The sequence below is a fragment of the Polaribacter filamentus genome (assembly GCF_002943715.1).
GTDB lineage: Bacteria > Bacteroidota > Bacteroidia > Flavobacteriales > Flavobacteriaceae > Polaribacter > Polaribacter filamentus.
Genome location: NZ_MQUA01000004.1, coordinates 219976 through 246189 on the forward strand (window position 1 = coordinate 219976; position 26214 = coordinate 246189).

Sequence of the window (26214 nt, forward strand, 5' to 3'; positions counted from 1 at the left end):
CTACACCATAAGAACAGCGTCCCAGGGTGTGTCTTTTGCTTTTTATACCTTTCCATTTCTTCATTAAAAGGTATATTTTATGTTTAAAAAAACAGCATTTACAATAGAAGAACAGCTACAAAAGCTTAAAGATAGAGGTCTTCTATTTTCAAATGAAAGTATTGCTTTAAAATACTTATCGCATATTAGTTATTATCGTTTAGGCGAGTATTGGTATGTAATGCAAGAAGACAAAGAACAGCATGTTTTTAAACCCAACAGTAAGTTTAACGATGTTATTGCGCTCTACAATTTTGATGCAGAACTGCGTTTACTCCTTTTCGATGTTATAGAAAAAATAGAAATTAGTCTTCGTACCAAATTAATATATCATCCTTCACATGAAATAGATCCCTGGTGGTTTCAAAATTTTGAGTTGTTCTCAGATAGTATGGCATTGACAAAAACATTATCAAACCTTCAAGGAGAATTAGAACGTTCTAAAGACGTTACTATTAAAAATCATTTTAAAAACCATAAAGATGACAAAAGGTTTCCACCTGCTTGGAAATCTTTAGAACAAACAAGTTTTGGCGCACTATCTAAATTATATGGTAATTTAAAACCTACAGTAAAAGCTAAAGACACTATCGCTAAAGAGTTTGGAGCAGTAAATCATACGTTTTTACCAAGTTGGCTACAATCTATTGCACAAATTAGAAATTTTTGCGCACATCATTCAAGATTATGGAATCGCAATTTGCCAAATACCTTTAAGCTATTACCAAAACCACCAAATCCTTGGATAGTTGACAAAGAAAACGTGCCTAAACAGTTCAATAAATTATATGTTCATATGTGTTTAATGAAATATATGTTAAATGAAATACAGCCTAATAATTTATTTACATCAAGATTAGATGCGTTGTTTACCAAGTATCCAAATGTAGACTCCAATGCATTAGATATGAAACCTAATTGGCAACAAGAGCCGCTTTGGCAATAAGTAAAAAGAAAAGTAGTAGAAAACAGAAGAGTTAAAAAGAATTAAAATGCAAAACAACCAACAGAACATCATTATTTATACTACTGCAGATGGCAAAGCATCTGTAAGTTTATATACCAAAGAAGGTACTATTTGGATGAACCAAAGTCAGCTAGCAGAACTTTTTGACACCTCTATACCAAACATCAGCATACATATATCTAACATATTAAAAGAGAAAGAGTTACCGTCAAATTCAGTTATTAAGGATTACTTAACAACTGCCCAAGATGGTAAAGAATACAACGTTACTTTTTATGCCCTAGATATGATTTTGGCAATCGGCTTTAGAGTGCGTAGCAAACGAGGTACACAATTTAGAATTTGGGCAAACCAAAACCTAAAACAATACATGATTAAAGGGTTTGTAATGGATGATGAACGCCTAAAAAACCCAGATGGCAGACCAGATTATTTTGATGAATTATTAGCACGTATTAGAAATGTTAGAGCATCAGAAAAAAGATTCTATCAAAAAGTAAAAGACCTATTTGCATTATGCAGCGATTACGACCCAACAGACAAAGCCACACAAATGTTTTTTGCCGAAACACAAAACAAATTACTATTTGCAGTTACACATAAAACAGCCGCAGAATTAGTAGTAGCAAGAGCCAGTGCAAAAGACCCTACTATGGCACTAACAACTTGGCAAGGCAATGCAGTAAGAAAACAAGACATCTTTATTGCAAAAAACTATCTAAATAAAGATGAACTAGATTCCTTAAACAGATTAGTAGTAATCTTTTTAGAAACAGCAGAATTAAGAGTCAAAAACCGTATCGATATTACAATGAATTTCTGGAAACAAAATGTAGACAGCGTTTTAGAGTTTAATGACCAAAAAGTTTTAAAAGGTTTGGGGTCTATTTCTAACAAACAAATGGAAGAAAAAGTAAGAGAAATATACGTAGAATTCAACACCAATAGAAAATTTGAGGAAGCTAAAAGAGAAGATGCTATGGAGTTAGAAGAAATAGAAAAATTGCTTAAAAACAAAAAATAATGAAGAATGTAGAAAAAGTCTACAATAAACTAATCTTAATAGGTAATGGTTTTGATTTAGCTCTAGACTTAAAAACGTCTTATAATGATTTTTTGTTTTGGTTACTAAAGTCAGAGGTGTTAAAAGCATTAGAGAGTTTTCCTCAAAAGGTAACAAATGAAAAACACACAAAGTATAACGATTTTTTAAGGCAATACGATTTAATAAGCTTTTATGGTTTTGCAAGCAATCCATTATTTGATGTTTTAGTTAAAAAAGCATATTCTACAATACCAACCAGTATTAAAGAATGTGAAACCTTAGCTTCATTAAACGAATTCTTAAAACAGTTTAATATTGAAGTTGTGCCAAAAAACAAACAATCTTTATTTCAAAAAATTTTAGAATTAAGTAAAGTAAATTGGATAGATATAGAAGCAACATACTTCGATTTAGTAAAAGAGTCTTTGTCTCTAAAAAAGAATTTACATAGTATTGATATTTTAAATGATGATTTAGAACAAATATCAGAAAGGCTAAAAGAGTACTTACGTGAAATAGAAATTGATTTAAAAATAAGTGATGCTGATGCATATGTTTCGCAATTCTATGATGTTATTGTAAAAGAAGATATTATAGAAAAGCAACAATCTGACATTAATCCAGAACATATTTATTTTTTAAACTTTAATTATACAGAAAGTCTTAACGTTATTTTAGAGCAAAGTGGTCTAGAACACTCAGATATTACTATTAATCAAATTCATTCAAGTGCTATTTCTGATGAACCTATAATATTTGGTTTTGGTGATGAAATGGATGAAGTTTATAAAAAAATTGAAGAACTAAATGATAATAAATACTTTAAATTTATAAAATCATTCCAATATTTTAAAAGCAATAAATACAGAGAATTACTACGTTTTTTAAATTCACATAATTATCAAGTATGTATTTACGGTCATAGTTGTGGCTTATCAGATAGAGTTATGCTAAATGAAATCTTTGAGCATAAAAATTGTAAATCAATAAAAATTTATTATTATAATCAAGAAGATTTTAATACAAAAACAATGAATATTTCACGTCACTTTAATAGTAATAAACTGATGAGAGAGAAAATAGTTAACTTTAATCCTAAAGATATAATTCCGCAGATTTAAAAAGGTTTAATGAAAAATAAAATAAAAGGTTACATTTCAAATTCTCTTGAAATTTTAGAAGAAGCACAATTAAATCTTAATAATTCTGAAGGTAAAAAAACGATTGTTTTAGATAAAAAATACTTTGACAATATGTTTATGAATGATGCAAGTATTAGTGAATGTATTACAGAAATCAGAGCTTTAAAAGACGTCAAAAAACCTGTTTTATATTGGTTTGAACTCGCTTCTTCTGATGTTAATGAATCAATTAGAGAGAAATTTATTGAAGGCTATAGAGAGCCAGTTAAAAAAGGTTTGAAAACTCCTTATAGAAATACATCTTAAGACCGTTGCAAGGAAGTACCTAATAAAAAGCACAAAAATAACACGTTATTATTTATGTTAAATATATGATTGTAAGTATATTAATCTGTAAATTTAGTGTATGAAAATACAAAAACAACCAACTTTAGCCGATAGCATTTGCGATTTACGAGCAAGAAAAATTAAAAAGACATTTTTCACCCAAATAAACACCCTTATCGATTGGGATACGATCTCTATCCTAATAAATAATGATTATTTAAAAGGAAAAAGTGCCACTGGCAAGCCTTCTTATGATGGGACATTACTTTTTAAAATGTGTCTTTTACAAAGTTGGTATGGTTTAAGCGATTATGAAGTTGAAGACCGAATAAATGACAGTCTTTCCTTTAGTTATTTTTGTGGGATGACCATTGAACAGGTTGCTCCAGATCATAGTACTTTAAGTAGGTTTAGAACCGCATTAACCAAAACACAAACCTTCGAAAAATTATTTACCTCCATAAACAAACAGCTAGAAGCACATAATATCATTGTAAAAACAGGTTTAATAATAGACGCTAGTGTAATAGATACGCCACTTAGACCAAAAGGAAAAACAAATTTTAAGGTAACCGAAGACCGCTGTGCAGACCAAGTAGAAGTACACAAAGAATATCCAGATAGTGTCGATAAAGAGGGTACTTGGTTAAAGAAAAGAGGAAAGTACCATTTTGGGTTTAAAAAGCATCATGTAACGGATAACGAAGGACTCGTTCTAGGAGTACTAACCACAACTGCGAGCAAAAATGAGATTGCAAATTTGGAGGAAGTTCTAGAAACTGTAAATGTGGTATTACCAAAAGACATCCCTCTAAAGGCAGATAAAGGGTACCAATCAAAGAAAAATGTTGCGATTTTAAAGAAGCGTAATTTAAAGAATCATATCCTTAAAAAGGCGGTAAAAAATAAACCGTTAACAAAATGGGAAACTAGATTCAATAAATTAATAGGAAAAACAAGGTTTAAAGTAGAACGTACTTTTGGAGGAATAAAATTATGGTTTAAAGGTGGAATTGCAAGATACAGAGGGATGAAAAAAATGCATACACAAAATTTGATGGAGGCAATGTGCTATAATTTATATCGAAGTCCAGGGATATTTGCGTCTAATTGTAAAAATTAAGGAAAAATGAAGCCTAAAAAAGGCATTTACTCACTTAAAATAGAAAAAAAATAGCATAATCGATGTTGTAGCTAAAAAAAAGGGAACTCTAAAAAGTAAAAATAATTAAGTTCGCTTTTTGCAACGGTCTTATCTTCTTATAAAAAAGGGTATGATGCTAAAAGTAATACATTATATGTTGGCAAAGTAGAAATAGGTTTTTGGGGTAGATTAGTAACTCATTTAGGTTACAGTCAAAGTCCAAAAACAGCAGGCATGCAATTATTTCATTGGTACAAACCAGAGTTATATGGAGACCTTAAACTAAACTATATTGTTTTTGAAGAAAATATGAAACACCTTATAGTTATTTTAGAAAAACAATTAGCAAAAGAGTTACAACCTTTAATTGGTAAATATTAATTAGTAATTACAAGTCACTTATTACAAACCAATAAGTAAGCACTCCAAATATTAGAGCAATTCCTAATCTCTTTACAATTAGATTTAAATTATAATTTAAATCTAATTTTTCACCTATAGGTAAAAAAAGACTTAAGGTTTGATTAACAAATAAATAAGCTAGTAGTTTTTCGAAAAAGTTGGTGCTAGTCATATACTTTTCAAATAAAGTATCTTCAAGTCCTATAGACTTATAAGTGAAATGTAGTATTAAAAAAGAGATTGTTAAAAATAGATACATCAACAAAATCCAAGCGTAAACTATTTTTTTTCTTTTTCTTTTTTCAACTTTCTTTTCTTTCGAGGGTAAGTAGGTAAGGTTGATATTGATAATGTTCTTAGCACTTAAAATAAAAACATCACCAGGTATTTTTTTTCTATCTCTAGTTGGATCATCAATAGCGTTTTCAATAATTAATTCACTATCTATTTTAGGTTTTCTTTTATATCGGTAAGCGTCAAGTAAATATATTTTATCTAGCTGTGTAGTATCATCGCTTTTTAGGTCGTAATCTACAACATACCCAGTATATAATTCTCTAACATCATCTTTTATGTTGACTAAAATATCAGCATAAGTTGTGGAGACTCCATACTTAAAAGGGTCTAGTTTATTAAAAGAAACTTTATTCGCCTCTTTAAACTTCTTCATTGTTAATACTTCTCCACTAAAAATATAATACCATTGATTTTTGAACCTAAAGAATTTATATTTTTTATCCCATTTCCACCATCTAATTATTCTACTTGAAGTATAGCCAATTATCGAAGAGATGATAAAAACAAATAAAGTATAATAAAAGTAAGTAGTTATATGATTGTTAATGAAATCTTTTGTTACGGTTTTAGTTTCTGCAGTTCCGTCTGAAGTAACATCTCTAAAAATTGTAAAAATGTCTAAAAAAGTTGCATTAAAGCCTAGTATTTTATAATAAAAAATAAAGCATATTAATTGCAAAACAATACCTGGTACAATACTAAAAAAAATAGAATGTAAGACAGGGTCTTTTGTATTAAACTGTTTTGAAAATTCACCATAGAAGAAAAAGCGCCTATAAAGTAAACCGGGTATAACTATTGAAATAAAGAAGGCTATGAACCCAATAGTAAGATTCATTAATTATATTATAAAATAGTATTAATTTCTGTTTTAGACCAGTCACCAGTTTCGTGATACTCATCAATTGCTTTTCTTAATCTTATAGCTTCATCAGGGTTTTGAATAGCTTTTAAAGCTTTCTCTGAAATAACATTTGTTTCGGTCTTATTAGCAATAGTCTTAATAGTATTATAGATTATAGCAAATAAGGCTATAACTCCAAATACTCCAATTAAACTATCAAATAAGTTTTTGTTATTATTCATTTAAGCAATACTTTTTTATTAATAATTCAAATACCTTAGCAAATTGAATGCCAAATGTTCTAAAAATATAATACACATCAAATCTACAATATTTATTATAAATGTTTAAAAAACATTAAAGTAAATTCTTATAGTATATATAACTCTTATAGTAATGGTATACATCTACAAAATAAACAAATAAAATAGATTAAAAAATATTTTGTAACTATATAAACAAATAAACGTCTAATATATAAAGTTAGTTATTAGCTTAAGTATAACGCTTACAATACAATAAATAGTATAATAGTTGCTTTAGATAAAGAAATTATCTACTTTTGTAAAGTATTTAAATACATTTTTTAATACACAAAACCATTGGCTAAAAAAATAAACATATCTGATACTTTTCCAAAACAAGCATTTTGGGATATGGATACTAATAAATTGTCTACTCAAAGAGATAGGGCTATTATTATCCCTAGAGTATTAATGACTACAAATGAAGATACTTTTTCTAAAGATATTGAACTTGTAGAAAGTGTTTATAGTGCTAATGAAATCTACACTACTTTAAAAGACACAAAAGAACGTATCAGTAATAACGTTTGTAGATTAGTTTCTAAACGTTATAACAAACCTACTTTTTTACGTTACGATTTTAGTTAAATGAGTGCGGTATCAGAAGTACTCTTACAAACCATTAAAGAATTACAATCCTTACCAAGTTTATCTCAATTTGCATTAGCAGGAGGTACAAATTTAGCATTTCGTTTTAATCATAGAGAATCTCAAGACATCGATTTGTTTTGCCAAGAAATAGTGGGTGTAAAACATTTAGAGGCTATAGAAAATGAAATTATACATTTTTATGGTAAAAAGAATGTTACAGGAATAGAATACCCTGCCGATAAAGTAAGTGAACAACATAGTTTTTTTAGATGTTATATAACAAAACCTTGTGGTGTAAGCATAAAAGTAGAAATCATTCAGAATATGAAAATGATGGATGCTGTTGAGGTAATAGATGATGTGAGGTTAGTAACTGCAAAAGATTTAGGTTTATTTAAATTAGTTAGTGGTTCTAGTAGAGCAGCAAAAAAAGATATTTACGATTTAGATTTCATCACAGAAAAAATACCAATCATAGAATTATTTGAAGCGTTAAAAGTTAAAAAAGCCTTATATAATAATGAAGAGCACAAAAATATTTTTGATTTAGATGAGGATAAATGCCCAACACAATATCCTTTAGAACTTTTAAATTTTGATAGAAATACAAAAAAAAGAAATTCTATAAAACCAAATCATTCTAATGATAATATTACAATGGCAAATAATAGTAAACCTTGGATTCAAACACGTATCAGTTGGGTTTCTAAAATAAGAAAGTTATACAGGCATTTAGGTGTAGAATATCCAGTATACTAAATCCCCACAACCCAAAACCCAATTTTTTGCGAAAAGGCAAAAACCCTCTGTCTTTTGTGTTATCCCGCTCACCACTGCATAGTTGGTTTTGTGTCATAATAGTTGTAGCCAACGCTAAAATGGCACATTGCTTGTTTTATTTAAACCTAGTTATATTTAAAAATTAGAACAATAAAAAAGCAAAGAGCCATTGCCAGCGCTCAAACAACTATTTCTCAAGCTGGCGCGGATTTGGAATCTGTGTCCATTCCAATGATGAAATTGCAATCTATTTTATAATCTCTTTTTTATTTATTTTGTTTGCAGCTTTCATGTGTCGATAAACTATGCGTGCATGGATTGCAAATCCGCGCTAACATTGTCTAAAGAACATATCCGAGCGATCGGGTTTACCAATAAGCCTAAAACAACTTTATTATGGCAAGCTAATTTTAAACTATATGCAACAAAAAAAACAAAAAAATCAGCAGGTAAAATTATTTCAATTACAACAAAAAGCATATCATATACCCGTATTAAACTCACACTGGGTAGAAAATTTTTATGACGAAATAGAGCTTTTAGGTTTTACAATTCAAGATTACTTTTCATTACTTCGGCAAGCTCAAGGTAACATAAAGGAGGTTTTAGCTTAAAATTCAATGTTTTGCAGTGGAGCCTTTAACAGGTTCAAGGTGATATAAGGAAAGGTTATTGTTTTTTGAACTCTAAACTTTAAAGTATACGAAAAAAAGACTCTATACTTTACAGCTCATTTACAATGAACAAATAAGTATAGAGTCTAGTGTTCTAATTTAATAAACAATTAATTTAATACCAACCAAACACCTGTTCTAAATTAGGGTTTAGTATTATTTCTGAAGCCGGTATTGGCCTATAATAATCTTTTGGTTCTGTAAAAACACCACGTTCTGGATTTGCTACAATGTTACCACTAGTACCATTGCTTAAATACACATTTACACTAATGTTACCTACGTTACCAACTTTATAATACATTAATTCTACACCCAGATTGTTAGTTTCTTTTGGGATTGGTATGGCATCAGATTCGACTAAAAGCACAATGTCTTCAATTCCGTCTCCAGTAAGATCGTGTTTACCCAATCCTGAAAAATACATCCCTTTAGGTTCTTTTTCCATTAATTTACCAGCAGCCCAGCGGTTCAGATCATCTAAACGACGCCCTTCTAAAGCCATTTCTACTCTACGCTCTCTTCTAATTTCTAAAAGAATAGGACTAGTTACATTTGGATATTTTGAAGATTGTACAGGATCTGCACCTACAGTTAATAATAAATTTGGCATTCCTGCTCGTTTTCTTAATTCATTAATAGATAAATCTAAATCTTCTTGAGTTAATGTTCCTAGTTCTGCTTTTGCTTCTGTGTAATTTAATAATACTTCCGCATATCTTAATACAGGAATATCTACAGCAGCGCGTACTGCATAAGAAGGATCATTAATAAAACCTTTAATTTGATGATATCCTGTAAAATTCTTTTTAAGTTCTTGTACATAATTTGTGTTACCTGGGCTATAGGTAGAAGTATAATACAATTGCCAACCAGGAAAAGCATAAGTTTGCGATAAGCGGGCATCACGATTTGTAAATTCTTCTACAAAAGAGAGTGTGTTTACGTTGCTTTTAGAGCTAAAATACGATCCGTCGCTCATTAAATAAGCTTCTACTAAATCTTTAGAAGGTCCTGATTCATAACTACCAAATAAATATTGTGGATCTGCACCATCTTTAATGTCTGTTTCGAAAGTATTAGAAAAAATGATTTCTGGATTAGAAGTTAAATCTTGACTTTCGAAAAGCATATGATAATCTTGCGAAGGATTACCGGTATTGTAAATAGAATAAGCTTCACTATCCATAATTTCTTTAGAAACGTTTTCTGCAAGTTGCAAATAGGTATTGCTTGTAGATGCTAAACCTAATTCGTTATGATATTTTCTAAACGTACCTTCATGTAAAGCACTTCTACTATAATACGCAGCAACTACCCATTTATTTACAGTTCCTGTTTCAACACTTTCCATTACATTGTTTAAAGCAAACTGATAATCTTCAAAAATATGATTGATGACAACTTCTCTAGAATCACTTGGTTTGTACAAATCTTCATTAGAAGTACCTAAAACATAATCATACCAAGGTACATTCGAGTATCTTTTTATCTTTTCCATATAAAAATTAGCTCTAAATAAACGAGCAACCCCTATGTAATGATTACGAACGTCTTCGGTAACTTCTGCTTTATCTACGTGTTCTAAAAAGAAATTGATATTTCTTAAAGCGCTCCAATCCCAACCAATGGTAATGTTGGTAGCGTTTGCTTCGGTAGTCATAATCGTTTTTATTTCACGATTACCGGTGGTGTTCATGTTATCAGTAGCTTCATCAGCCGTAAAAATACCATTGCCAGGGAAGTTGTACATACTATAAACGTATGTTATTAAATCGTCTTCTGTATTAAAAAAGTTTTCTGCTCCAATTTCTGTTTCAGGAAATTTTTCTAAATAGTCATCATTACATGCAGCTAGGCAAAAAATACCAAATAACAGTAATACTTTTTTAAAATATGTTTTTATGTCTTTCATTTTTTGTATTATTTATTTAAAAACTAACATTGATACCCAATGAATATCTACGTTGATAAGGGTATTGATATCCACTTGTTTCTGTACGTCCTGGGCTGTATCCGGGGTTCAATCGATTATCGATATCCGAAATAGATTCAGGATCAAAAAAATCAGCCACTTCAGACCATTCAAAAAGGTTATCTCCACTAAAATAGACTCTAAAAGAAGCAATTCCGATTCGATTTGAAAACGTCTTAGGTAAAGTATAACCAAAGGTGATATTCTTTAACCTTAAATAAGCAGCGTTTAATAAGTATTTAGATTGAGGTATTGCTAAACCTTTAGCTTCGTCTATACGCTCTCCTAAATTTCGGTCAGCTAACCAGGCTTGAGCTACAGGGTAATTTGCATTGGTATTTGCATGAGCCAAACCGGCATCTATATAAGCTTGAGAATGTTGTGCCATAAGTTCTGGGGAATCATCTGATGCTCTATAATAGTCGTTTAAGTGTGCATAACCACCAGCATAAGGTTGTTGGTAAAAGCCCCAGTATAAGTAATCTTTTGGGTAATAATCTCTTTTGCCAACACCTTGCAGAAATAGGCCTAGATCAAAATTATTCCAATCTAAATTTAAGTTAAAACCAAAACGAAATCTTGGCATCATATTACCAATTACACTAGCGTCTTTAGGGTCGTCTGCACTAGTACCTAGTTCTATAACACCATTGCCATCTAAATCTTTATATTTTGGCCAACCTTCTACAATTGTTAATGCACCCCAAGGTATTAAAGAGGTTTGATCTAAAGCGTCTATTTCATCTTGAGATTCAAAAAGTCCGTCTGAGGTAAGTCCCCAAATTTCACCAAGTTCCATACCTTCTCTAAATTGCATAAGGCTGTTATTAGGGTTATCAAAACTTGTAATGTAAGAACGGCTATCACTTAAATTAAATCGAGCATTTACCCCCAAAGGTTTTTCAGTTCCATAACTATTTTGATACGCAATGGAAAGTTCCCAACCATTAGTTTTTAAATTTGCTGCATTTTGTAACGGTTCACTAGCACCAATTACGCCAGGTAGCTCTTTACCTAAAGTTAGCATATCTTTCGTGTCTCTTCGATAAATATCAAAAGTGGCTTTAATTTTATTATTTAAAAAACCAAGATCTACACCAAAGTTACGAGTGGTTACTTTCTCCCAAGAATAATTGTCGGAAACGAGTGATGGTGAATTGATCATTAAAGGCAATGCACCGTCTACAATGTAACCACCATTAGTGGCAGACATAAAAGGTATATAATCGAATGGGTTTACATCTTGGTTTCCCAAAGTACCATAAGAGCCTCTCAATTTTAAAAGACTAAGGGTAGGGCTTACCTTATCCATAAAACTTTCTTTGGATATATTCCATGCTGCAGAAACCGATGGAAAGAATCCAAATCGTTTGTCTTTAGGGAATTTAGAAGAACCATCATAACGTCCATTTAATTCTACGATATAGCGATTTTTATATATATAATTGGCTCTGTAAAACAAACCTCTAACAGCCCAACTGTAAATGTTTTGGGAAGCTTCAATATTTCCCGTAGCCAATTGAATAGTTGGTAATGAAGCAGAAATAACACCATCTCTATTTAAATAAGTATATTCATTTCTTAGATCTTCTTGATTATAACCTCCTAAAAGTGTAATATCATGATCATCGTTTAAGGTTTTGGTAAAAGTTCCATAAACGTTTAATACACTATATTTTCTTTCTCCAAATCCTTTCCAAACTTGGTTTATACCTTCTTCTCTAATATCGTCTTCTGCAAATCCAATTTTATACTTGGTATAATTGGCGTCATAATTCTGATTTTCTTGCTCATAAGTATACTCTGTATTAATTTTAAAAATATCTTTTACCAACCAAGCTTGGGCTGTAAAATTAGTTCTAAAAGTACTGGTTACATCTTTTTCTTCTCCACCATTTACTAATTGAGCTGCCATTCTACCTACACCTGTATTTGTCCAGGTACCATCTGGATTTTCATTGTATTCGTAAGTATTAAAATTGTAAATACTAGTAATGTCAAAATAAGATGGGCTTTTGCGAGTACCCATAATAAATGAGGTATTATAACCAAAGCTTAACCAATCGTTTATGTCGGCATTTAATTTTGCTCTCAAACCAGTTCTAGTATAATAATCCTCGGCTAATTGTAATGCTCCATTATCTTTATTGGTAGAAGCTGAAACAAAATAGTTTAGTTTTTCATTTCCTCCGCTAATACTAACATTATGATTGGAAGAAAAGGTAGTATTTGATAAGAAGTATTCAGACCAATCTTTATTACCCATATATTCCCACATTCCAGTTGTGCTATTTGCTCTTACACCTGCAGTTTCGCTAGGATTGTTGCTTCGTTCTTTTGCCCATTGCCATTGGTCGTCTGTAAAAAATTGATTATCCCAAGGGGTGTTGCCAGAAAACGTTTTTTGCAATCGCATGTAAATATAAGGATCGCTAATCTTTTGAGGTAAAACCGTAGGTGTGCCTACAGACATAAAATTATTATAGGTGATTTTAGTCTTACCCTTAGATCCATTTCTCGTGGTTACCAATATAACCCCAAACGCTGCTCTACTTCCATAAATAGCAGAAGAGGCAGCATCTTTAAGTACAGATATATTTTCTATATCTTCTGGTGCAATTTGGTTTAAGTAAGAAACGTCTGATGGGATATTGTCTATAAGAATTAAAGGTTCACCACCATTTATAGAGGTAAAACCACGCACATTTATTTTTGGATTAGATCCAGGAGCTCCATTGGTAAAATCAATATTAAGACCTGGCGAAACTCCTTGCAGACCCTGAGTAATGTTGCTTAAAGGTCTGGTAGACAATTGATCTATAGAAACTGAATTTACAGCTCCTGATAAGTTCATTTTCTTTTGTTTACCAAAACCTACAATAACTATTTCGTCTAAAGATTGTAAATCTTCGTCGAGCATAATATTGATTAAATCTTGATTTCCAACCAAAATAGTTTGGGTAACAAAGCCTAAATAACTAAATTTTAATTCTTGTGTTGCTTTGGCATTAATTTCATATTTACCGTCATAATCGGTAATAACTCCTGTTAATGTACCGAGTATGGTAACAGAAACACCTGGTATGGGTTCATTAGTACTATCAGTAACGCGTCCAGTAATTCGTTGCTGTGCAAATCCGAAGGAGCTAATGATTAAGAATAACAATAATAATTGATGTTTTTTCATAATTAGGTTATAGTTGGTTTAGTAGATTATTTGTTGATCCAATAATTTAAAGTGGTGTTTTCTGTTTCTAGAACCACTTTATAAAAATTTGATTCAATACTTTTAATAACAGTTTGGTAGCTTTCCTTTGTTACCTCTACTTCTCCCAAATAAGTATAGGCATCAGTTCCTTTAGTAGTAGCTAAATTGGTGGGACTGATATAAATTTTGGCTTTCTCTTGGTGGTTTTGTAAGGCTTTCCAAGTAAGAAAAAGGGTATCCTCCTCAATTTTTGCACTAAGATTCATAGCATGTACAGGCTCCATTAGAGAAACACCATCCAATTCTCTTTTTATATTTTTAGGTACGTTTATATCTAAAAAATCTATGATTGTTGGGCAAATATCTACAATAGCAGGAGTTTCATTTTTAAAATAAGAATTAGTGTTATTTTTATTCGTAAGAATCCAAGTACTGCGTTCTCTTGCACTTTGTCCTCCGTGGTCCTTGCCGTCTTTAAGACTTCTACCATGGTCCGTTGTTACAACAAATAGCCAATCTTCATTAGTGTTTTTCTGACGCTGTGTAACTGCATCATAAATTTGTCCAATCAAACCATCCTCAAAAGTAACTGCCGCATTAAAATGAGGACCATCTCCATATTCGTGCCCTATATCATCTGTATATTCAAGGTAAATCCAAGAAATATCTGGCGCTTCTTCTAAAATGGTTTTAGAGGCTTCTTTTGCCACGTGAACATCGATCAATTTCATAAAGTTTCCATACTTATCATGAGGATAATTGATAGTATCGTATTCTAAACCATCATAAGCGTAATCTACTTTTATACGATCTGTTGCTTCAAGACCGTCTCCTACTAATTTAGTTCGATTATCTAACCAAGAAGAAAAAACAGCAATAGTACCTTTTGGGTTGTAATCTTTATACAACCTAAAAATACTCGGATAACTATAATTTGGGTTTTTTATAGAATTGCCATAAACATTATGTTTATTGGCCCAAGTTCCTGTTAGCAAACTATTGTAGCCTACTGCTGAAATTGTAGGTGTTTTTCTATAGTCTTCAGCAGTACCACCAACATAGGCCTCTGTAAGGTTACCTGCCTTACCAATACGATCTATATGTGGTGTAGCAGCGGTTTGTAATTGGTCGTAAGAGATACCATCAACAATAATAAAAACTACCTTTTTAGAGCGGTTTAAATCAGAGTTTTGTCCGCACAAAATAAACGGAAACAGTAAAAAAGTGTAGTACAGTAGTTTCATTATCTATATTTTTGCGGTAAATGTAATGCAGTAAAATATAGATTGACCAACTGTTCAATTAATAAATGTTTAACTAAACTTTAACTGTTTGTTACCAAGTTTTTAGGAGTGTGAATAAACTGTTACTAAGCATAATTTATAAGAGGTAACATCAATAATGAACTAAAAACAAAGGCATTAATTTATAGTTAATAATTAATAAGAGTAGTGGTGTTTTTATGGCAAAATTGAAACCAATAATGATTAAAGAATCAAAAAATAAATTGAACAATTATTAAGTTAAAAAAAAGGCAAGAAAACTTTAAGTATAGGTTAAGTAAATTTTTTAGCTTAAATTCAATAAATAATTCTTTAAGAATAAGTATTTTCGTTGCATAATTGCAAACATGGGAAGAAGTAATTTAACCAATCAAAGACAGAAAGAAATTACAATAGCTTTTTACGAAGTAGCTAAAAAAGTAGGCCTAGAAAATGCATCCATTGCTAAGGTGGCAGATAAAATGGGTATTAGTAAAGGATTAATTATGCATTACTTTGCTACTAAAGAGAGCTTAATATTTGCACTTTATGAGCAGATTTTAGAACGCTATTTAAACTTTGTGGTTGCAGAAAAGTATTTAAATATTGCCAGCAAAAAGGAATTAGTCGTTTACATTAGTTCTTTGTTTTCTAGAGAATGGAATCTCTATATTGATGACGGTGTTTTTTATAGTTTCTATGCCTTAATTTATCAAAATGATCAAGTAAGTGCGCTTTATAGCGAATTTTTAAAAACGTTAAGAAACGGAATTGCAACTATTTTACAGAATTGTAAAGATAAAAACATAATTTATAATTCGGACGTTCTACAAAGTTCAAATATTTTATATGCTATGATCGATGGTGCTTATTTTCAATTAGGAGCACATATAAATAATAAGGAAACTTATAATAAAGAAGCAGAGCTATTTATAAATCACGCTTTAGGTTTGCTAGATTTTGCTGATTTCGATTGATTTATTTTTAATTTAATAGTGGTAAAAAGTGCTATAATTCCCCACGCAGCATTCACCGTCAATGAGGGATAGTCATTTATCCCTAAAGCATTACATACCAAACAAATTGCACCAAAAGCATTTAGCCAATGATAGGTAGTCTTTTTGGCGCATAATACCTCAAGACTCAATAAAAAATAAGCCACAATAAAAATTACAACTCCAAGCCAGCCAACAATTGAGTAAAACATTTTTTTTGCTAAATATAAAGGCTATTTTTTAAATTTACTAATTATTTTAAGAACATAAATAGACGGTTTTCCATTTAAACCCACTGGCGCGGATTTGGAATCCGTGCCCATTCCAATGATGAAATTGCAATCTATTTTATAATCCCTTTTTTAGTGATTCCGTTTGCAGCTTTCCTGTGTCGATACAATATGCTTGACCTGATTGCATCCGCGCAAACGTTGTCTAAAGAACATATCCAAGCGATCGGGTCTTTTGTTTTAAGAGTATTAGGCTACCCAAAATTTAGTTTGTAACAAAAGCAATAAACCACTGTATTTTCTGTTGTTCCGTGCACCTCTGCAAGTTTAGAGTTTTACTATTCTATAGGTATTTGCACTTTACAGCTTGTCTTTTCGCAAACTCAAATACAACTATAAAAAGCAATCTTTGTTATTGTTTTCATAAAACACAAAACTTCCCAAAGCTAAGTTACATAATGCGCGGCTATAGCTACATCCGTTCACTTTCTGTCCTATAACACCGTTAGTCGAAAAGTAAAAGCTTAAAAGGGAGAAAATAATGGCACGCAAATTAAGACCGTTGCAAGGAAGTACCTAATAAAAAGCACAAAAATAACACGTTATTATTTATGTTAAATATATGATTGTAAGTATATTAAGTTGTAAATTTAGTGTATGAAAATACAAAAACAACCAACTTTAGCCGATAGCATTTGTGATTTACGAGCAAGAAAAATTAAAAAGACATTTTTCACCCAAATAAACACCCTTATCGATTGGGATACGATCTCTATCCTAATAAATAATGATTATTTAAAAGGAAAAAGTGCCACTGGCAAGCCTTCTTATGATGGGACATTACTTTTTAAAATGTGTCTTTTACAAAGTTGGTATGGTTTAAGCGATTATGAAGTTGAAGACCGAATAAATGACAGTCTTTCCTTTAGTTATTTTTGTGGGATGACCATTGAACAGGTTGCTCCAGATCATAGTACTTTAAGTAGGTTTAGAACCGCATTAACCAAAACACAAACCTTCGAAAAATTATTTACCTCCATAAACAAACAGCTAGAAGCACATAATATCATTGTAAAAACAGGTTTAATAATAGACGCTAGTGTAATAGATACGCCACTTAGACCAAAAGGAAAAACAAATTTTAAGGTAACCGAAGACCGCTGTGCAGACCAAGTAGAAGTACACAAAGAATATCCAGATAGTGTCGATAAAGAGGGTACTTGGTTAAAGAAAAGAGGAAAGTACCATTTTGGGTTTAAAAAGCATCATGTAACGGATAACGAAGGACTTGTTCTAGGAGTACTAACCACAACTGCCAGCAAAAATGAGATTGCAAATTTGGAGGAAGTTCTAGAAACTGTAAATGTGGTATTACCAAAAGACATCCCTCTAAAGGCAGATAAAGGGTACCAATCAAAGAAAAATGTTGCGATTTTAAAGAAGCGTAATTTAAAGAATCATATCCTTAAAAAGGCGGTAAAAAATAAACCGTTAACAAAATGGGAAACTAGATTCAATAAATTAATAGGAAAAACAAGGTTTAAAGTAGAACGTACTTTTGGAGGAATAAAATTATGGTTTAAAGGTGGAATTGCAAGATACAGAGGGATGAAAAAAATGCATACACAAAATTTGATGGAGGCAATGTGCTACAATTTATATCGAAGTCCAGGGATATTTGCGTCTAATTGTAAAAATTAAGGAAAAATGAAGCCTAAAAAAGGCATTTACTCACTTAAAATAGAAAAAAAATAGCATAATCGATGTTTTAGCTAAAAAAAAGGGAACTCTAAAAAGTAAAATTAATTAAGTTCGCTTTTTGCAACGGTCTTAAATTTAATACCGCAAATTTAATGTACCCTCTTTTTTAAGCTTTGGAATAGATTGAAATTATATAGGTAGTAAAGGGAGTAGCCCAAATTATTTCATTACTGGCTCTTTTTCTTTAGATTGATGAAATAACCCAAAGGCATTGAAAATAAAGATTACATCACCTTTTCACCCAAAAATTTTCAATCAATTTTCAATTAATATTTAAAAAAAAGTAGCAGATGTTTGTTCAATAAAAAAGAAACTAACTTTTCATTTGGCACGGCATACATTTGGAACAACTGTAACTTTAACTAATGGTGTACCTATTGAAACAGTATCTGAATTATTAGGACATTCACGTATTTCAACAACTCAAATTTATGCTAAAGTTATTGAAAGAAAAGTGAGTGAAGATATGGCTCTTTTAAGAAAAATAATAATCGAAGGACAATTAAAAAAGACTAAAGTAGATATTAGTTAGTTTTTTTGATAACATTAAGAGTTTCTTTTAAATACTTTAAATTAATAATTGATCAGCATAGTACAGGATACATTCATAGTGAAATGAGTATAATTTTGAGTAAAACAAATAGGTTGTTTTATTTTATTTAACATTTAACATTCAATTATGAAAAAACTTTACTTATTATTATTAATTTTCATTTATCAATTAAGCTATTCGCAAGATGTGCTTATTGAAAATCAGGCTGATTTAGATGGCCTAACACCACCTACTACTATAACTGGAAATTTAAGTATTATCTCGGATGGTAGTGATGATATTTTTGACCTTTCTAATTTAGGAAGCTTGGTTACTATAACAGGAACACTAATTATTCAAAACAATCCAATCTTATCTAATTTAGATGATTTGAGTTCTCTAACGACCATATCTGGAGGCACAATAACCATACAAAACAATCAAAATCTTTATAGTTTTTGTGGTTTAAGTAGTGTTACTCCTGCTCCTACTGCAGAAACCATTAGTGGTAATAGTTTCAATCCAACCTATGCAGATATTGTTGGAGCTAATTGTAAAGCTGCAGATGTAATATATAATGATACAGCCAATGATAGATTTAATACACAAGCAGAAATAGACGCTTTACCAAATGATATTACACATATTACTGACGAGCTGATTATTGGCTTAGATGCAGCTACCAATGACATAACAGATTTATCTAAATTTTCTAAATTAAGAGATATAGGGGGCGTTTATTGATTCAAAAGAGTCCTTTATTAACAGATTTATCAGGGTTCAGTGCTTTGGAAATTGTAGGTAGTGCTTCTGCTCAAGAATTTGTTGTTCGAGAAAATGATCTACTTACAACATTAAATGGTTTACAAGCATTAAGAACGGTATCAAAGCGAATCGGAGTTTGGAGTAATCCAAAACTAGAGACCTTGGAGGGTTTAAATAATTTGAAATTAATAAAAGATAATGTTACTTCTGAATTAATTCGAATAGGTACATCAGGATCTGCTGGTAATCCATTATTAACAGACTTTTGTGCATTATCAGGAATTATTGATATCATAGGGGCAGCTGTCTTAGATGCAGACCCATTATCATTTATAAATAACGAAACTACATTTAATCCAACTTTCACCGATATTTCTAATGGAACCTGTACATCAGTTTTTACAGGTAATTTAACAGTAACAACTCAAGCTGAGGTTGATGCACTTCCTATTCAATATACCCATATTACGGGAAGACTTGATATCTTAGGTGGTGGTGGAGATATCAGTAATTTATCTAAATTTTCTGATTTAAAAGATCTTGGCCGTCGTTTATTGATACAAGACTGTCCTTTGGTGACTGATATGACAGGTTTCAGTTCATTAGAAGCAATAGGAAGTTTAGATGCAAATGAAGAATTAGTGATACGTAGGATGGATGGGCTTACTACCCTCAATGGCTTACAATCCTTAACATCTGTAGGAAGAAGGGTTGGTGTAAGACAAAACCCTGTTTTAACCACTTTGGAGGGGCTTAATAATTTACAGACAATTGGAGAGAATAAAATTAATATTGGTGATGCTGCTTGTGGTGATGATACTTCTCTAGGAAATGCTACCTTGGTTGATTATTGTGCATTGCAAACTCTTATAACTACTATTGGGTTAAGTACACTGGAAGCAGGAGGTTCTTGTATCTCTGGTAATGCTGCCTACAACCCAACATTTACTAATATTTCTGGAGGTACTTGTACGTTATCTGTTAACACATTTGCAGAAGAAAGTTTTAGTATATATCCAAACCCTGTTTCTACTATTTTAACTATTGAGAGTTTTGAAACATTAGATTCAATTAAAATAATAAACGCTCTAGGAATGGAAGTGCTTAAAACCACAAACACAGCATTAAATATTTCCCATTTACCAACAGGTTTATATTTTGTTAAAATTAGTGCTGGAAATAAATCTGCTGTAAAGAAAATTATTAAAAATTAACACGTAAGTATCGGTGTAATTAGTTAAAACTGTATCTCCTTGAGATACAGTTTTCTTTAAAAAACACAAAGTTAATTCTATCAAGAGCAGCTATTTGTGTCAATATTTATTTTTGTATACTATGAAGAAATTATTAATCTTAGTTTTGGGATTATTTCCAGTATTGATATTTTGTCAATCCAAAAAAGTAGATTCCGTTAGAGTTTTCTACTTAGGTGGTCAATCAAATATGGATGGTCATGGTTTTAAGAAAGACTTGCCAAAATCATTAAAAAAAACATTTAACAATAGTTAAATTTTTCATGGAAATCCTGCCAAAGACGGAATTGAAAACGGAGGTATTGGCAAATGGGGGGAACTAAAACCAGGACATGGAAAAGGTTTTTCATCAGATGGTATACAAAATAAGCTTTCTAATCGATTTGGAGTTGAACTATCTTTTGTAAAAAAAATTCAAGAATTGTATCCTAATCAAAAAATAGCCATTATTAAATACTCCATGGGAGGTACCTCTATAGATAGTTTGGCAGCAAGAGACATAGGTTCTTGGGATACAGATTTTAGTGGTTTAAATCAATATGATAATTTTCTAAAAACTGTGCAATTAGCTTTAGAAACATCAGACATTGATAAAAATGGAATAGAAGATAAATTAATCCCAAGCGGTATTATTTGGATGCAAGGAGAAAGTGATGCTTTATTTGAAAAATCTGCAACAAATTATTTTTATAATTTAAAAAAGTTACTGAACTTAATAAGAAGCGCTTTTAGAAACAAGAATTTACCAATAGTAGTAGGTAAGATATCAGATTCAGGTTCTAATAATAAAACCTTAAAATATGCTAATTTAGTTCAATCTGCACAGGAAAAATTTAGCGCTTATGATCAATATACTTCAATAGTCAGAAAAACGAATAGTTATAAATATATAGACAAATATCATTATACTAGTCCAAGTTACATAGATCTAGGAGTTCAATTTGCGATTGAAATCTATAAGTTAAATCAAGAAATAGAATAAAAAAAGACATTACAGTATAGTACAGGACACAGTTATATTTTATCTGGGGTAATATTGCTAAACAAGTTGAAATTAAATCAAATTTTATTAATTATGAAAATCAATTCTTATAAAATGATAGTAAGAAAAATACTTCTCTTCCTTATGGTACTCTGCTTTACTGGTGTATTTGCCCAACAAAAAATAGTAAAAGGAATTGTAGTCTCTTCTGATGGCTCTCCATTACCAAGTGCTAGTGTAATAGAAAGAGGTACAAGCAATGGAACAGAGACAGATTTTGACGGTAATTTCAGTATAACAGTTACCAATGAGTCTAGCATACTAAAAGTAGCTTATTTAGGATATACTACAAAAGAAATTCCAGTTCAAAATAAAACATATCTAAAAATAACTTTATCAGAAGACGCTAATACTTTAAATGAAATTGTAGTTATTGGTTATGGTTCTATTAATCAGAAAAATGTAACAGGTGCTGTTGGTAAAGTAAATTCAACTTTGCTTAGAGATTTGCCGGATGTTAGTTTTCAAAACAAATTAGCAGGTAAATTAGCTGGAGTTTCTATATCTCAAACTACTGGTGCACCTGGTGGTAATTCATCTATACGAATAAGAGGTACTGGTTCTATTTCTGGTGGTAATGATCCTTTAATAGTCATTGATGGTTTTATTGTTTCTAACGATAATAATTCCTCATCAACTCAAGGTTCTAGGCAAGGAAGTACAAACGTAAGTGAAAATTCTCAAAACCCTTTAAGTAACTTAAACCCAAATGACATAGAAGATGTGCAGGTTTTAAAAGACGCAGCTGCAGCAGCTATTTACGGTTCTAGAGGTGCTAATGGTGTTATTATAATAACGACTAAAAGAGGTAAAGAAGGAAAACCAGTTTTTAGTTTAAATATTTCTTCGGGTATTCAAACGGTTTCAAAAACATACGATATGATGGATGCTTATGAATATGCAGAACAAAACTATATTGCTAGAAGGAATGCTGGGACACTAGCCAATTATCCAAGTGCATTAATACCCTATTTAAATGATGAGCCTGGCCTAACCAATACAGATTGGCAAGCTGCGCTGTTTAGACCTGCTGCGATGGATATTTATGACTTTTCTTTAAAAGGAGGTAGTAAAAAAACAAAATACTATATATCTGCAAATTATACGAATCAAGATGGTATTATTGTTGGTTCTGGATATAAAAGGTATTCATTAAGGGTAAATCTAGATACAGAAATAAATGATAGATTAAAGATTGGGGTAAATATAAATCCTTCTTTAGCAGTTAGTGATTTAGTACCTTCAGAGGGTCCTTATTTTGTTGACGGCGTGGTTAATTTAGCGTTATTATCAATACCAACAGAGCCAATTTATAATCCAGATGGATCCTTTAATTTTAATCAAAATACAGCTTCAGGTTCTGGCCCATTTGTGAACCCAATTGCAATTGCAAACTTATATGATGATGAGTTGAAACAAACTAGAATATTAGTTGGTTCTAACTTGGATTATGATTTTACAAAGAACTTTAAATTTAAAACGCAAATTGGTTTAGATTTTGGTAGTTGGAATAGAGATATTTACAGACCTTCAACTATAGAATATAGAGGTGTTGCTGGCCCTTCTAATCCTACTGCTAGAAATTTTAGTACTCAAAAATACAATTGGTTATGGGAAAATACTTTAACCTATAGTAATACATTTAGTGAGAATCATAATGTTAATGCTCTTTTTGGTTATTCTGTTCAAAAAGATCTAAGAGAGAGAAGTGGTTTAATAGCAACGGATTTTCAAAATGATTTGGTACAAACCATTAACACAAACAATAATACAATTCAATCGGCTTTTTCTGCAAAAGATGAATGGTCTATTATATCGTATTTTTCAAGACTTATGTATGATTATAAGGGTAAATATTTGTTAAGTGCGTCTTTTAGACGTGATGGATCATCTCGTTTTGGTGCAAACTCTAAATGGGGCGATTTTTCATCAGTTTCTTTAGGATGGAGAATAAGCGATGAAGCATTTTTTAAGAATGATCTTGTTAATGATTTTAAACTACGAGCAAGTTACGGAGAAAGAGGAAACAACCAAATTGGTAACTATTCTGGTATCGCTAGACTAGGATCCTCTAATTATGTTTTTGATGATAACATAGTAAATGGTTTAGCCCCTATAAACTCTAGTAATGCAGGTTTGACTTGGGAAAAAAATTCTGAATTTAACTACGGTCTTGATTTGGCTTTTTTAAATAATAAAATTGTTATAAATGCAGATTATTTTATAAGTACAACAAAAGATTTATTATTTAATATTCCCGTTCCTGGTTCTTCTGGCACTCCAGGGGGCAATTCTCTGCAAAATATTGGAAGTATAGAAAACAGAGGATTTGAACTCGGTATAACGAATAATGCAAGAATTGGTGACTTTAAAATAACGACTAATGCAAATATTTCATCAATAAAAAATAAAATCTTATCCTTTGGTTTAAATAATGATCCAATTATTTTAAATGGGAGTAGAGCAGAAACTTCTATAGCTCAAATTGGCCAGCCTATTGGTTCCTTTTATGGTTATAATGTAAAAGGGGTTTTCACAACTCAAGAACAATTAAATAATAGTGCCCAGTGGGTTGGTGGTGGTTCTTTTATTGGTGATTTTATGTTTGAAGATGTAAATAATGATGGGGTAATAAATGCCGATGATAGAAAAATAATAGGGAATTATATACCTGACTATACTTTTGGTATTACAACTAGAATGGAATACAAAAATATTGATTTTAGTTTGGCAATTCAAGGGAAACAAAACTTTGAAGTATTGCATACCTCTCAAAGATATTTAGGGAATATGGAAACTTTTAGTAATTACAGGTCAGATAGTTTTAATAATGCATATATTTCTTCGGATAACCCAGGTAACGGACAAGTGTATAGACCAAATGCTAGCCCAACAGGTGGTAATGCAAATATTTCTTCATATCACGTGGAAGATGGTTCTTATGTTCGGATTCAAAATATAACTCTAGGGTATTCATTTGATAGTAAAATTCTTGGAAGTTTAGGAAATCTTCAATCTTTTAGAGTCTACGCAACTGCTGTGAATCCATTTACATTTACCAACTATCCAGGATATAACCCAGATGTAAATTCAAGACCAAATAATGCTTTAACACAAGGTGAAGATTATGGAACCTATCCACTAGCCAAAAATTTTCTCGTTGGATTAAACTTATCATTCTAAATTTAAATATATTAAGATGAAAAAATAAAAAATACAATAACATTAATGCTTTTATTTATCCTTATTAATGGCTGTTCAGAAGAATTTATTGATTTGGCGCCTTTATCAGAAGTAACAGCAGGAAACTTTTATAAAAATGAAAGTGATATGGAGCAAGCTGTAATAGCAGCTTATGGAGCTCTTCAGTCCAGTAACATGTATAAAGAAAATTTCTTATATTTTATGGAAGGTAGATCTGACAATACCTATTTTGAAGACATAACTCAAACTGAAAAATCTGATTTTGATTTTTTTAGAGAAGCTACTACGAATAGCCTTTTAGACGATACATGGAAAACTTGTTATATTACTATTCAAAGATGCAATATTGTGCTTAATAGAATAGATGCCATAGAAATGAGTGAAGATTTAAAAGGTATTAGAAAAGCAGAAGTTAAATTTATTCGTGCTTTAACTTATTTTAATATGGTAAGAATGTGGGGGGCGATACCGGTAGTTTTAAAAGAAGTTGATGATCCTTTTAGTTCATATGCAGATGTTAGGCAACCAGTTAGTGATGTTTATGCAGCTATTATTAACGATTTAAAAGATGCTTCTACTATTTTACCAAATAAACAAATCCAAATAGGTAGAGTTACAAAAGGAGCAGCATTAACACTTTTAGGTAAAGTATATTTAACGCAACAAGAATGGAATCTAGCAACGACAACTCTTAAACAAGTTGAGTCATTAGGATATCAACTTTTGTCAAACTATGCAGATGTCTTTGATGCAGATAATCAAAATAATAGAGAATCTATTTTCGAGATTCAATTTAAAGCAGACGTGAACGGTGAAGGTAGTGTTTATAGAAGAATGCATATACCTTTGGGTGTGACCTCATTACTTAATAATGTTTCTGCTGGTGCTGGCTTTAATTTGCCATCTCAAGATCTATTGAATGCTTATTCAAACAATGATTTAAGAAAGGACGTTACAGTATTAGAGGTTCCAAATGATGGTAGGTTATATACAAATAAGTATACAGCAATTTCTACCATACCGAATGATGAAGGTAATAATTTTATGGTACTCAGATATGCAGACGTACTTTTAATGCAAGCAGAAGCATTAAATGAAATAGGCTACGTTGCAGATGGTGAAGCCTTTAATTATTTAAATTTAGTTAGCCAAAGAGCGGGTTTATCCAACTATGATTCTAATACTTTGAAAACTCAAGAAGAATTTAGAGAAGCATTGTTATTGGAAAGACGTTTAGAGTTAGCATTAGAAAACCACAGATGGTTTGATCTAATTAGATCAAACAAAGCTGTTGAAGTAATGACGAACTATAATGAAACGAGAGCACCTCTAATTATAAGTAGCCATCACGTTTTGTATCCAATACCTCAAGCTCAAATAAATTTAATAAATAACAGCCAAACTTTTGGTCAAAATCCAGGATATTAATT

At 31.1% G+C, this 26214-nt stretch carries 22 protein-coding genes and 1 pseudogene; 17 read left to right on the forward strand and 6 right to left on the reverse strand.

The features are described 5' to 3' along the window. Positions 1-79: 79 nt before the first annotated feature. The 6 genes from BST83_RS01005 to BST83_RS19725 all read left to right on the forward strand — a co-directional run bounded on the left by BST83_RS01005 (position 80) and on the right by BST83_RS19725 (position 5045). Complete coding sequence (locus tag BST83_RS01005; protein ID WP_104808178.1) at positions 80-985, forward strand: Abi family protein; 906 nt, start codon at positions 80-82, stop codon at positions 983-985. Positions 986-1031: 46 nt separating this feature from the next. Further along, positions 1032-2030 (forward strand): virulence RhuM family protein, encoded by a 999-nt coding sequence (locus BST83_RS01010; protein ID WP_104808179.1) that lies wholly within the window; start codon positions 1032-1034, stop codon positions 2028-2030. Beyond that, a complete protein-coding gene (locus BST83_RS01015; protein ID WP_104808180.1) occupies positions 2030-3172 on the forward strand; it encodes an AbiH family protein in 1143 nt (380 codons plus the stop codon). The genes BST83_RS01010 and BST83_RS01015 overlap by 1 nt, the downstream gene beginning before the upstream one ends. A 9-nt stretch (positions 3173-3181) precedes the next feature. After that, a complete protein-coding gene (locus BST83_RS01020; RefSeq protein WP_104808181.1) occupies positions 3182-3499 on the forward strand; it encodes a hypothetical protein in 318 nt (105 codons plus the stop codon). Between the two features lie 100 nt (positions 3500-3599). Next, positions 3600-4643 (forward strand): IS5 family transposase, encoded by a 1044-nt coding sequence (locus BST83_RS01025; protein WP_104808182.1) that lies wholly within the window; start codon positions 3600-3602, stop codon positions 4641-4643. 255 nt (positions 4644-4898) lie between these two features. Then, complete coding sequence (locus tag BST83_RS19725; RefSeq protein ID WP_170062701.1) at positions 4899-5045, forward strand: hypothetical protein; 147 nt, start codon at positions 4899-4901, stop codon at positions 5043-5045. 7 nt (positions 5046-5052) lie between these two features. Here the strand turns inward: BST83_RS19725 and BST83_RS20100 are convergent, their stop codons facing one another. Together BST83_RS20100 and BST83_RS01035 are read right to left on the reverse strand one after the other, a co-directional pair. Then, a complete protein-coding gene (locus BST83_RS20100; protein WP_205853537.1) occupies positions 5053-5736 on the reverse strand; it encodes a hypothetical protein in 684 nt (227 codons plus the stop codon). 473 nt (positions 5737-6209) lie between these two features. Then, entirely contained in the window at positions 6210-6449 is a 240-nt protein-coding gene (locus tag BST83_RS01035; protein WP_104808184.1) for a hypothetical protein, read from the reverse strand. A 360-nt stretch (positions 6450-6809) separates the two neighbouring features. Here BST83_RS01035 and BST83_RS01040 point away from each other — a divergent pair, with 360 nt between their 5' ends. From BST83_RS01040 to BST83_RS01050, 3 genes are all read left to right on the forward strand, one after another. Next, positions 6810-7100 (forward strand): DUF6922 domain-containing protein, encoded by a 291-nt coding sequence (locus BST83_RS01040; protein ID WP_104808185.1) that lies wholly within the window; start codon positions 6810-6812, stop codon positions 7098-7100. After that, positions 7101-7862, forward strand: a complete 762-nt coding sequence (locus BST83_RS01045) for a nucleotidyl transferase AbiEii/AbiGii toxin family protein (protein WP_104808186.1) — start codon at positions 7101-7103, stop codon at positions 7860-7862. Positions 7863-8302: 440 nt separating this feature from the next. Further along, complete coding sequence (locus BST83_RS01050; protein WP_104808187.1) at positions 8303-8497, forward strand: hypothetical protein; 195 nt, start codon at positions 8303-8305, stop codon at positions 8495-8497. A gap of 175 nt (positions 8498-8672) precedes the next feature. Here BST83_RS01050 and BST83_RS01055 read toward each other — a convergent pair whose 3' ends face one another. The 3 genes from BST83_RS01055 to BST83_RS01065 are packed head-to-tail and all read right to left on the reverse strand — an operon-like array spanning position 8673 to position 14984. Then, entirely contained in the window at positions 8673-10472 is a 1800-nt protein-coding gene (locus BST83_RS01055) for a RagB/SusD family nutrient uptake outer membrane protein (protein ID WP_104808188.1), read from the reverse strand. 16 nt (positions 10473-10488) lie between these two features. Beyond that, complete coding sequence (locus tag BST83_RS01060; RefSeq protein ID WP_104808189.1) at positions 10489-13719, reverse strand: SusC/RagA family TonB-linked outer membrane protein; 3231 nt, start codon at positions 13717-13719, stop codon at positions 10489-10491. Positions 13720-13745: 26 nt separating this feature from the next. Beyond that, positions 13746-14984 carry an alkaline phosphatase family protein gene (locus BST83_RS01065; protein ID WP_104808190.1) on the reverse strand — a complete coding sequence of 413 codons (1239 nt, stop codon included), beginning with the start codon at positions 14982-14984 and terminating at the stop codon, positions 13746-13748. A 386-nt stretch (positions 14985-15370) separates the two neighbouring features. Between BST83_RS01065 and BST83_RS01070 the strand changes: the two genes are divergently transcribed. Continuing rightward, a complete protein-coding gene (locus BST83_RS01070) occupies positions 15371-15979 on the forward strand; it encodes a TetR family transcriptional regulator (protein WP_104808191.1) in 609 nt (202 codons plus the stop codon). Here the strand turns inward: BST83_RS01070 and BST83_RS19530 are convergent. After that, positions 15940-16209, reverse strand: coding sequence for a CBU_0592 family membrane protein (locus BST83_RS19530; protein ID WP_146092081.1), 270 nt, complete (start codon positions 16207-16209; stop codon positions 15940-15942). The genes BST83_RS01070 and BST83_RS19530 overlap by 40 nt on opposite strands. Before the next feature lie 675 nt (positions 16210-16884). Here BST83_RS19530 and BST83_RS01075 point away from each other — a divergent pair. The 7 genes and pseudogenes from BST83_RS01075 (at position 16885) to BST83_RS01105 (ending at position 26212) form a co-directional block, all read left to right on the forward strand. Beyond that, positions 16885-17928 carry an IS5 family transposase gene (locus BST83_RS01075; RefSeq protein ID WP_104808182.1) on the forward strand — a complete coding sequence of 348 codons (1044 nt, stop codon included), beginning with the start codon at positions 16885-16887 and terminating at the stop codon, positions 17926-17928. 337 nt (positions 17929-18265) lie between these two features. Continuing rightward, positions 18266-18520, forward strand: a pseudogene (locus BST83_RS01080) (tyrosine-type recombinase/integrase); the annotation flags it as partial. 147 nt (positions 18521-18667) lie between these two features. Then, entirely contained in the window at positions 18668-19264 is a 597-nt protein-coding gene (locus BST83_RS01085) for a receptor L domain-containing protein (protein WP_104808192.1), read from the forward strand. After that, positions 19261-20499, forward strand: coding sequence for a T9SS type A sorting domain-containing protein (locus BST83_RS01090; RefSeq protein ID WP_104808193.1), 1239 nt, complete (start codon positions 19261-19263; stop codon positions 20497-20499). Before BST83_RS01085 ends, BST83_RS01090 begins: the two co-directional genes overlap by 4 nt. Positions 20500-20896: 397 nt before the next feature. Continuing rightward, positions 20897-21520 carry a sialate O-acetylesterase gene (locus BST83_RS01095; protein ID WP_302849439.1) on the forward strand — a complete coding sequence of 208 codons (624 nt, stop codon included), beginning with the start codon at positions 20897-20899 and terminating at the stop codon, positions 21518-21520. A gap of 144 nt (positions 21521-21664) precedes the next feature. After that, positions 21665-24763: a SusC/RagA family TonB-linked outer membrane protein gene (locus BST83_RS01100; protein WP_170062702.1), complete on the forward strand. Its 3099-nt coding sequence runs from the start codon at positions 21665-21667 to the stop codon at positions 24761-24763. Positions 24764-24808: 45 nt separating this feature from the next. Then, entirely contained in the window at positions 24809-26212 is a 1404-nt protein-coding gene (locus tag BST83_RS01105; protein ID WP_104808196.1) for a RagB/SusD family nutrient uptake outer membrane protein, read from the forward strand. Positions 26213-26214 lie beyond the last annotated feature (2 nt).

What these genes read in the sequence shown, in the direction of transcription:
- BST83_RS01055 (WP_104808188.1), bottom strand. Translation starts at nt 10,472, where the DNA reads ATGAAAGACATAAAAACATATTTTAAAAAAGTATTACTGTTATTTGGT.
- BST83_RS20100 (WP_205853537.1), bottom strand. Translation starts at nt 5,736, where the DNA reads ATGAAGAAGTTTAAAGAGGCGAATAAAGTTTCTTTTAATAAACTAGAC.
- BST83_RS01075 (WP_104808182.1), top strand. Translation starts at nt 16,885, where the DNA reads ATGAAAATACAAAAACAACCAACTTTAGCCGATAGCATTTGTGATTTA.
- BST83_RS01065 (WP_104808190.1), bottom strand. Translation starts at nt 14,984, where the DNA reads ATGAAACTACTGTACTACACTTTTTTACTGTTTCCGTTTATTTTGTGC.
- BST83_RS01105 (WP_104808196.1), top strand. Translation starts at nt 24,809, where the DNA reads ATGCTTTTATTTATCCTTATTAATGGCTGTTCAGAAGAATTTATTGAT.
- BST83_RS01035 (WP_104808184.1), bottom strand. Translation starts at nt 6,449, where the DNA reads ATGAATAATAACAAAAACTTATTTGATAGTTTAATTGGAGTATTTGGA.
- BST83_RS01085 (WP_104808192.1), top strand. Translation starts at nt 18,668, where the DNA reads ATGAAAAAACTTTACTTATTATTATTAATTTTCATTTATCAATTAAGC.
- BST83_RS19530 (WP_146092081.1), bottom strand. Translation starts at nt 16,209, where the DNA reads ATGTTTTACTCAATTGTTGGCTGGCTTGGAGTTGTAATTTTTATTGTG.
- BST83_RS01015 (WP_104808180.1), top strand. Translation starts at nt 2,030, where the DNA reads ATGAAGAATGTAGAAAAAGTCTACAATAAACTAATCTTAATAGGTAAT.
- BST83_RS01010 (WP_104808179.1), top strand. Translation starts at nt 1,032, where the DNA reads ATGCAAAACAACCAACAGAACATCATTATTTATACTACTGCAGATGGC.
- BST83_RS01005 (WP_104808178.1), top strand. Translation starts at nt 80, where the DNA reads ATGTTTAAAAAAACAGCATTTACAATAGAAGAACAGCTACAAAAGCTT.
- BST83_RS01050 (WP_104808187.1), top strand. Translation starts at nt 8,303, where the DNA reads ATGCAACAAAAAAAACAAAAAAATCAGCAGGTAAAATTATTTCAATTA.
- BST83_RS01100 (WP_170062702.1), top strand. Translation starts at nt 21,665, where the DNA reads ATGGTACTCTGCTTTACTGGTGTATTTGCCCAACAAAAAATAGTAAAA.
- BST83_RS01060 (WP_104808189.1), bottom strand. Translation starts at nt 13,719, where the DNA reads ATGAAAAAACATCAATTATTATTGTTATTCTTAATCATTAGCTCCTTC.
- BST83_RS01025 (WP_104808182.1), top strand. Translation starts at nt 3,600, where the DNA reads ATGAAAATACAAAAACAACCAACTTTAGCCGATAGCATTTGCGATTTA.
- BST83_RS19725 (WP_170062701.1), top strand. Translation starts at nt 4,899, where the DNA reads ATGCAATTATTTCATTGGTACAAACCAGAGTTATATGGAGACCTTAAA.
- BST83_RS01070 (WP_104808191.1), top strand. Translation starts at nt 15,371, where the DNA reads ATGGGAAGAAGTAATTTAACCAATCAAAGACAGAAAGAAATTACAATA.
- BST83_RS01020 (WP_104808181.1), top strand. Translation starts at nt 3,182, where the DNA reads ATGAAAAATAAAATAAAAGGTTACATTTCAAATTCTCTTGAAATTTTA.
- BST83_RS01045 (WP_104808186.1), top strand. Translation starts at nt 7,101, where the DNA reads ATGAGTGCGGTATCAGAAGTACTCTTACAAACCATTAAAGAATTACAA.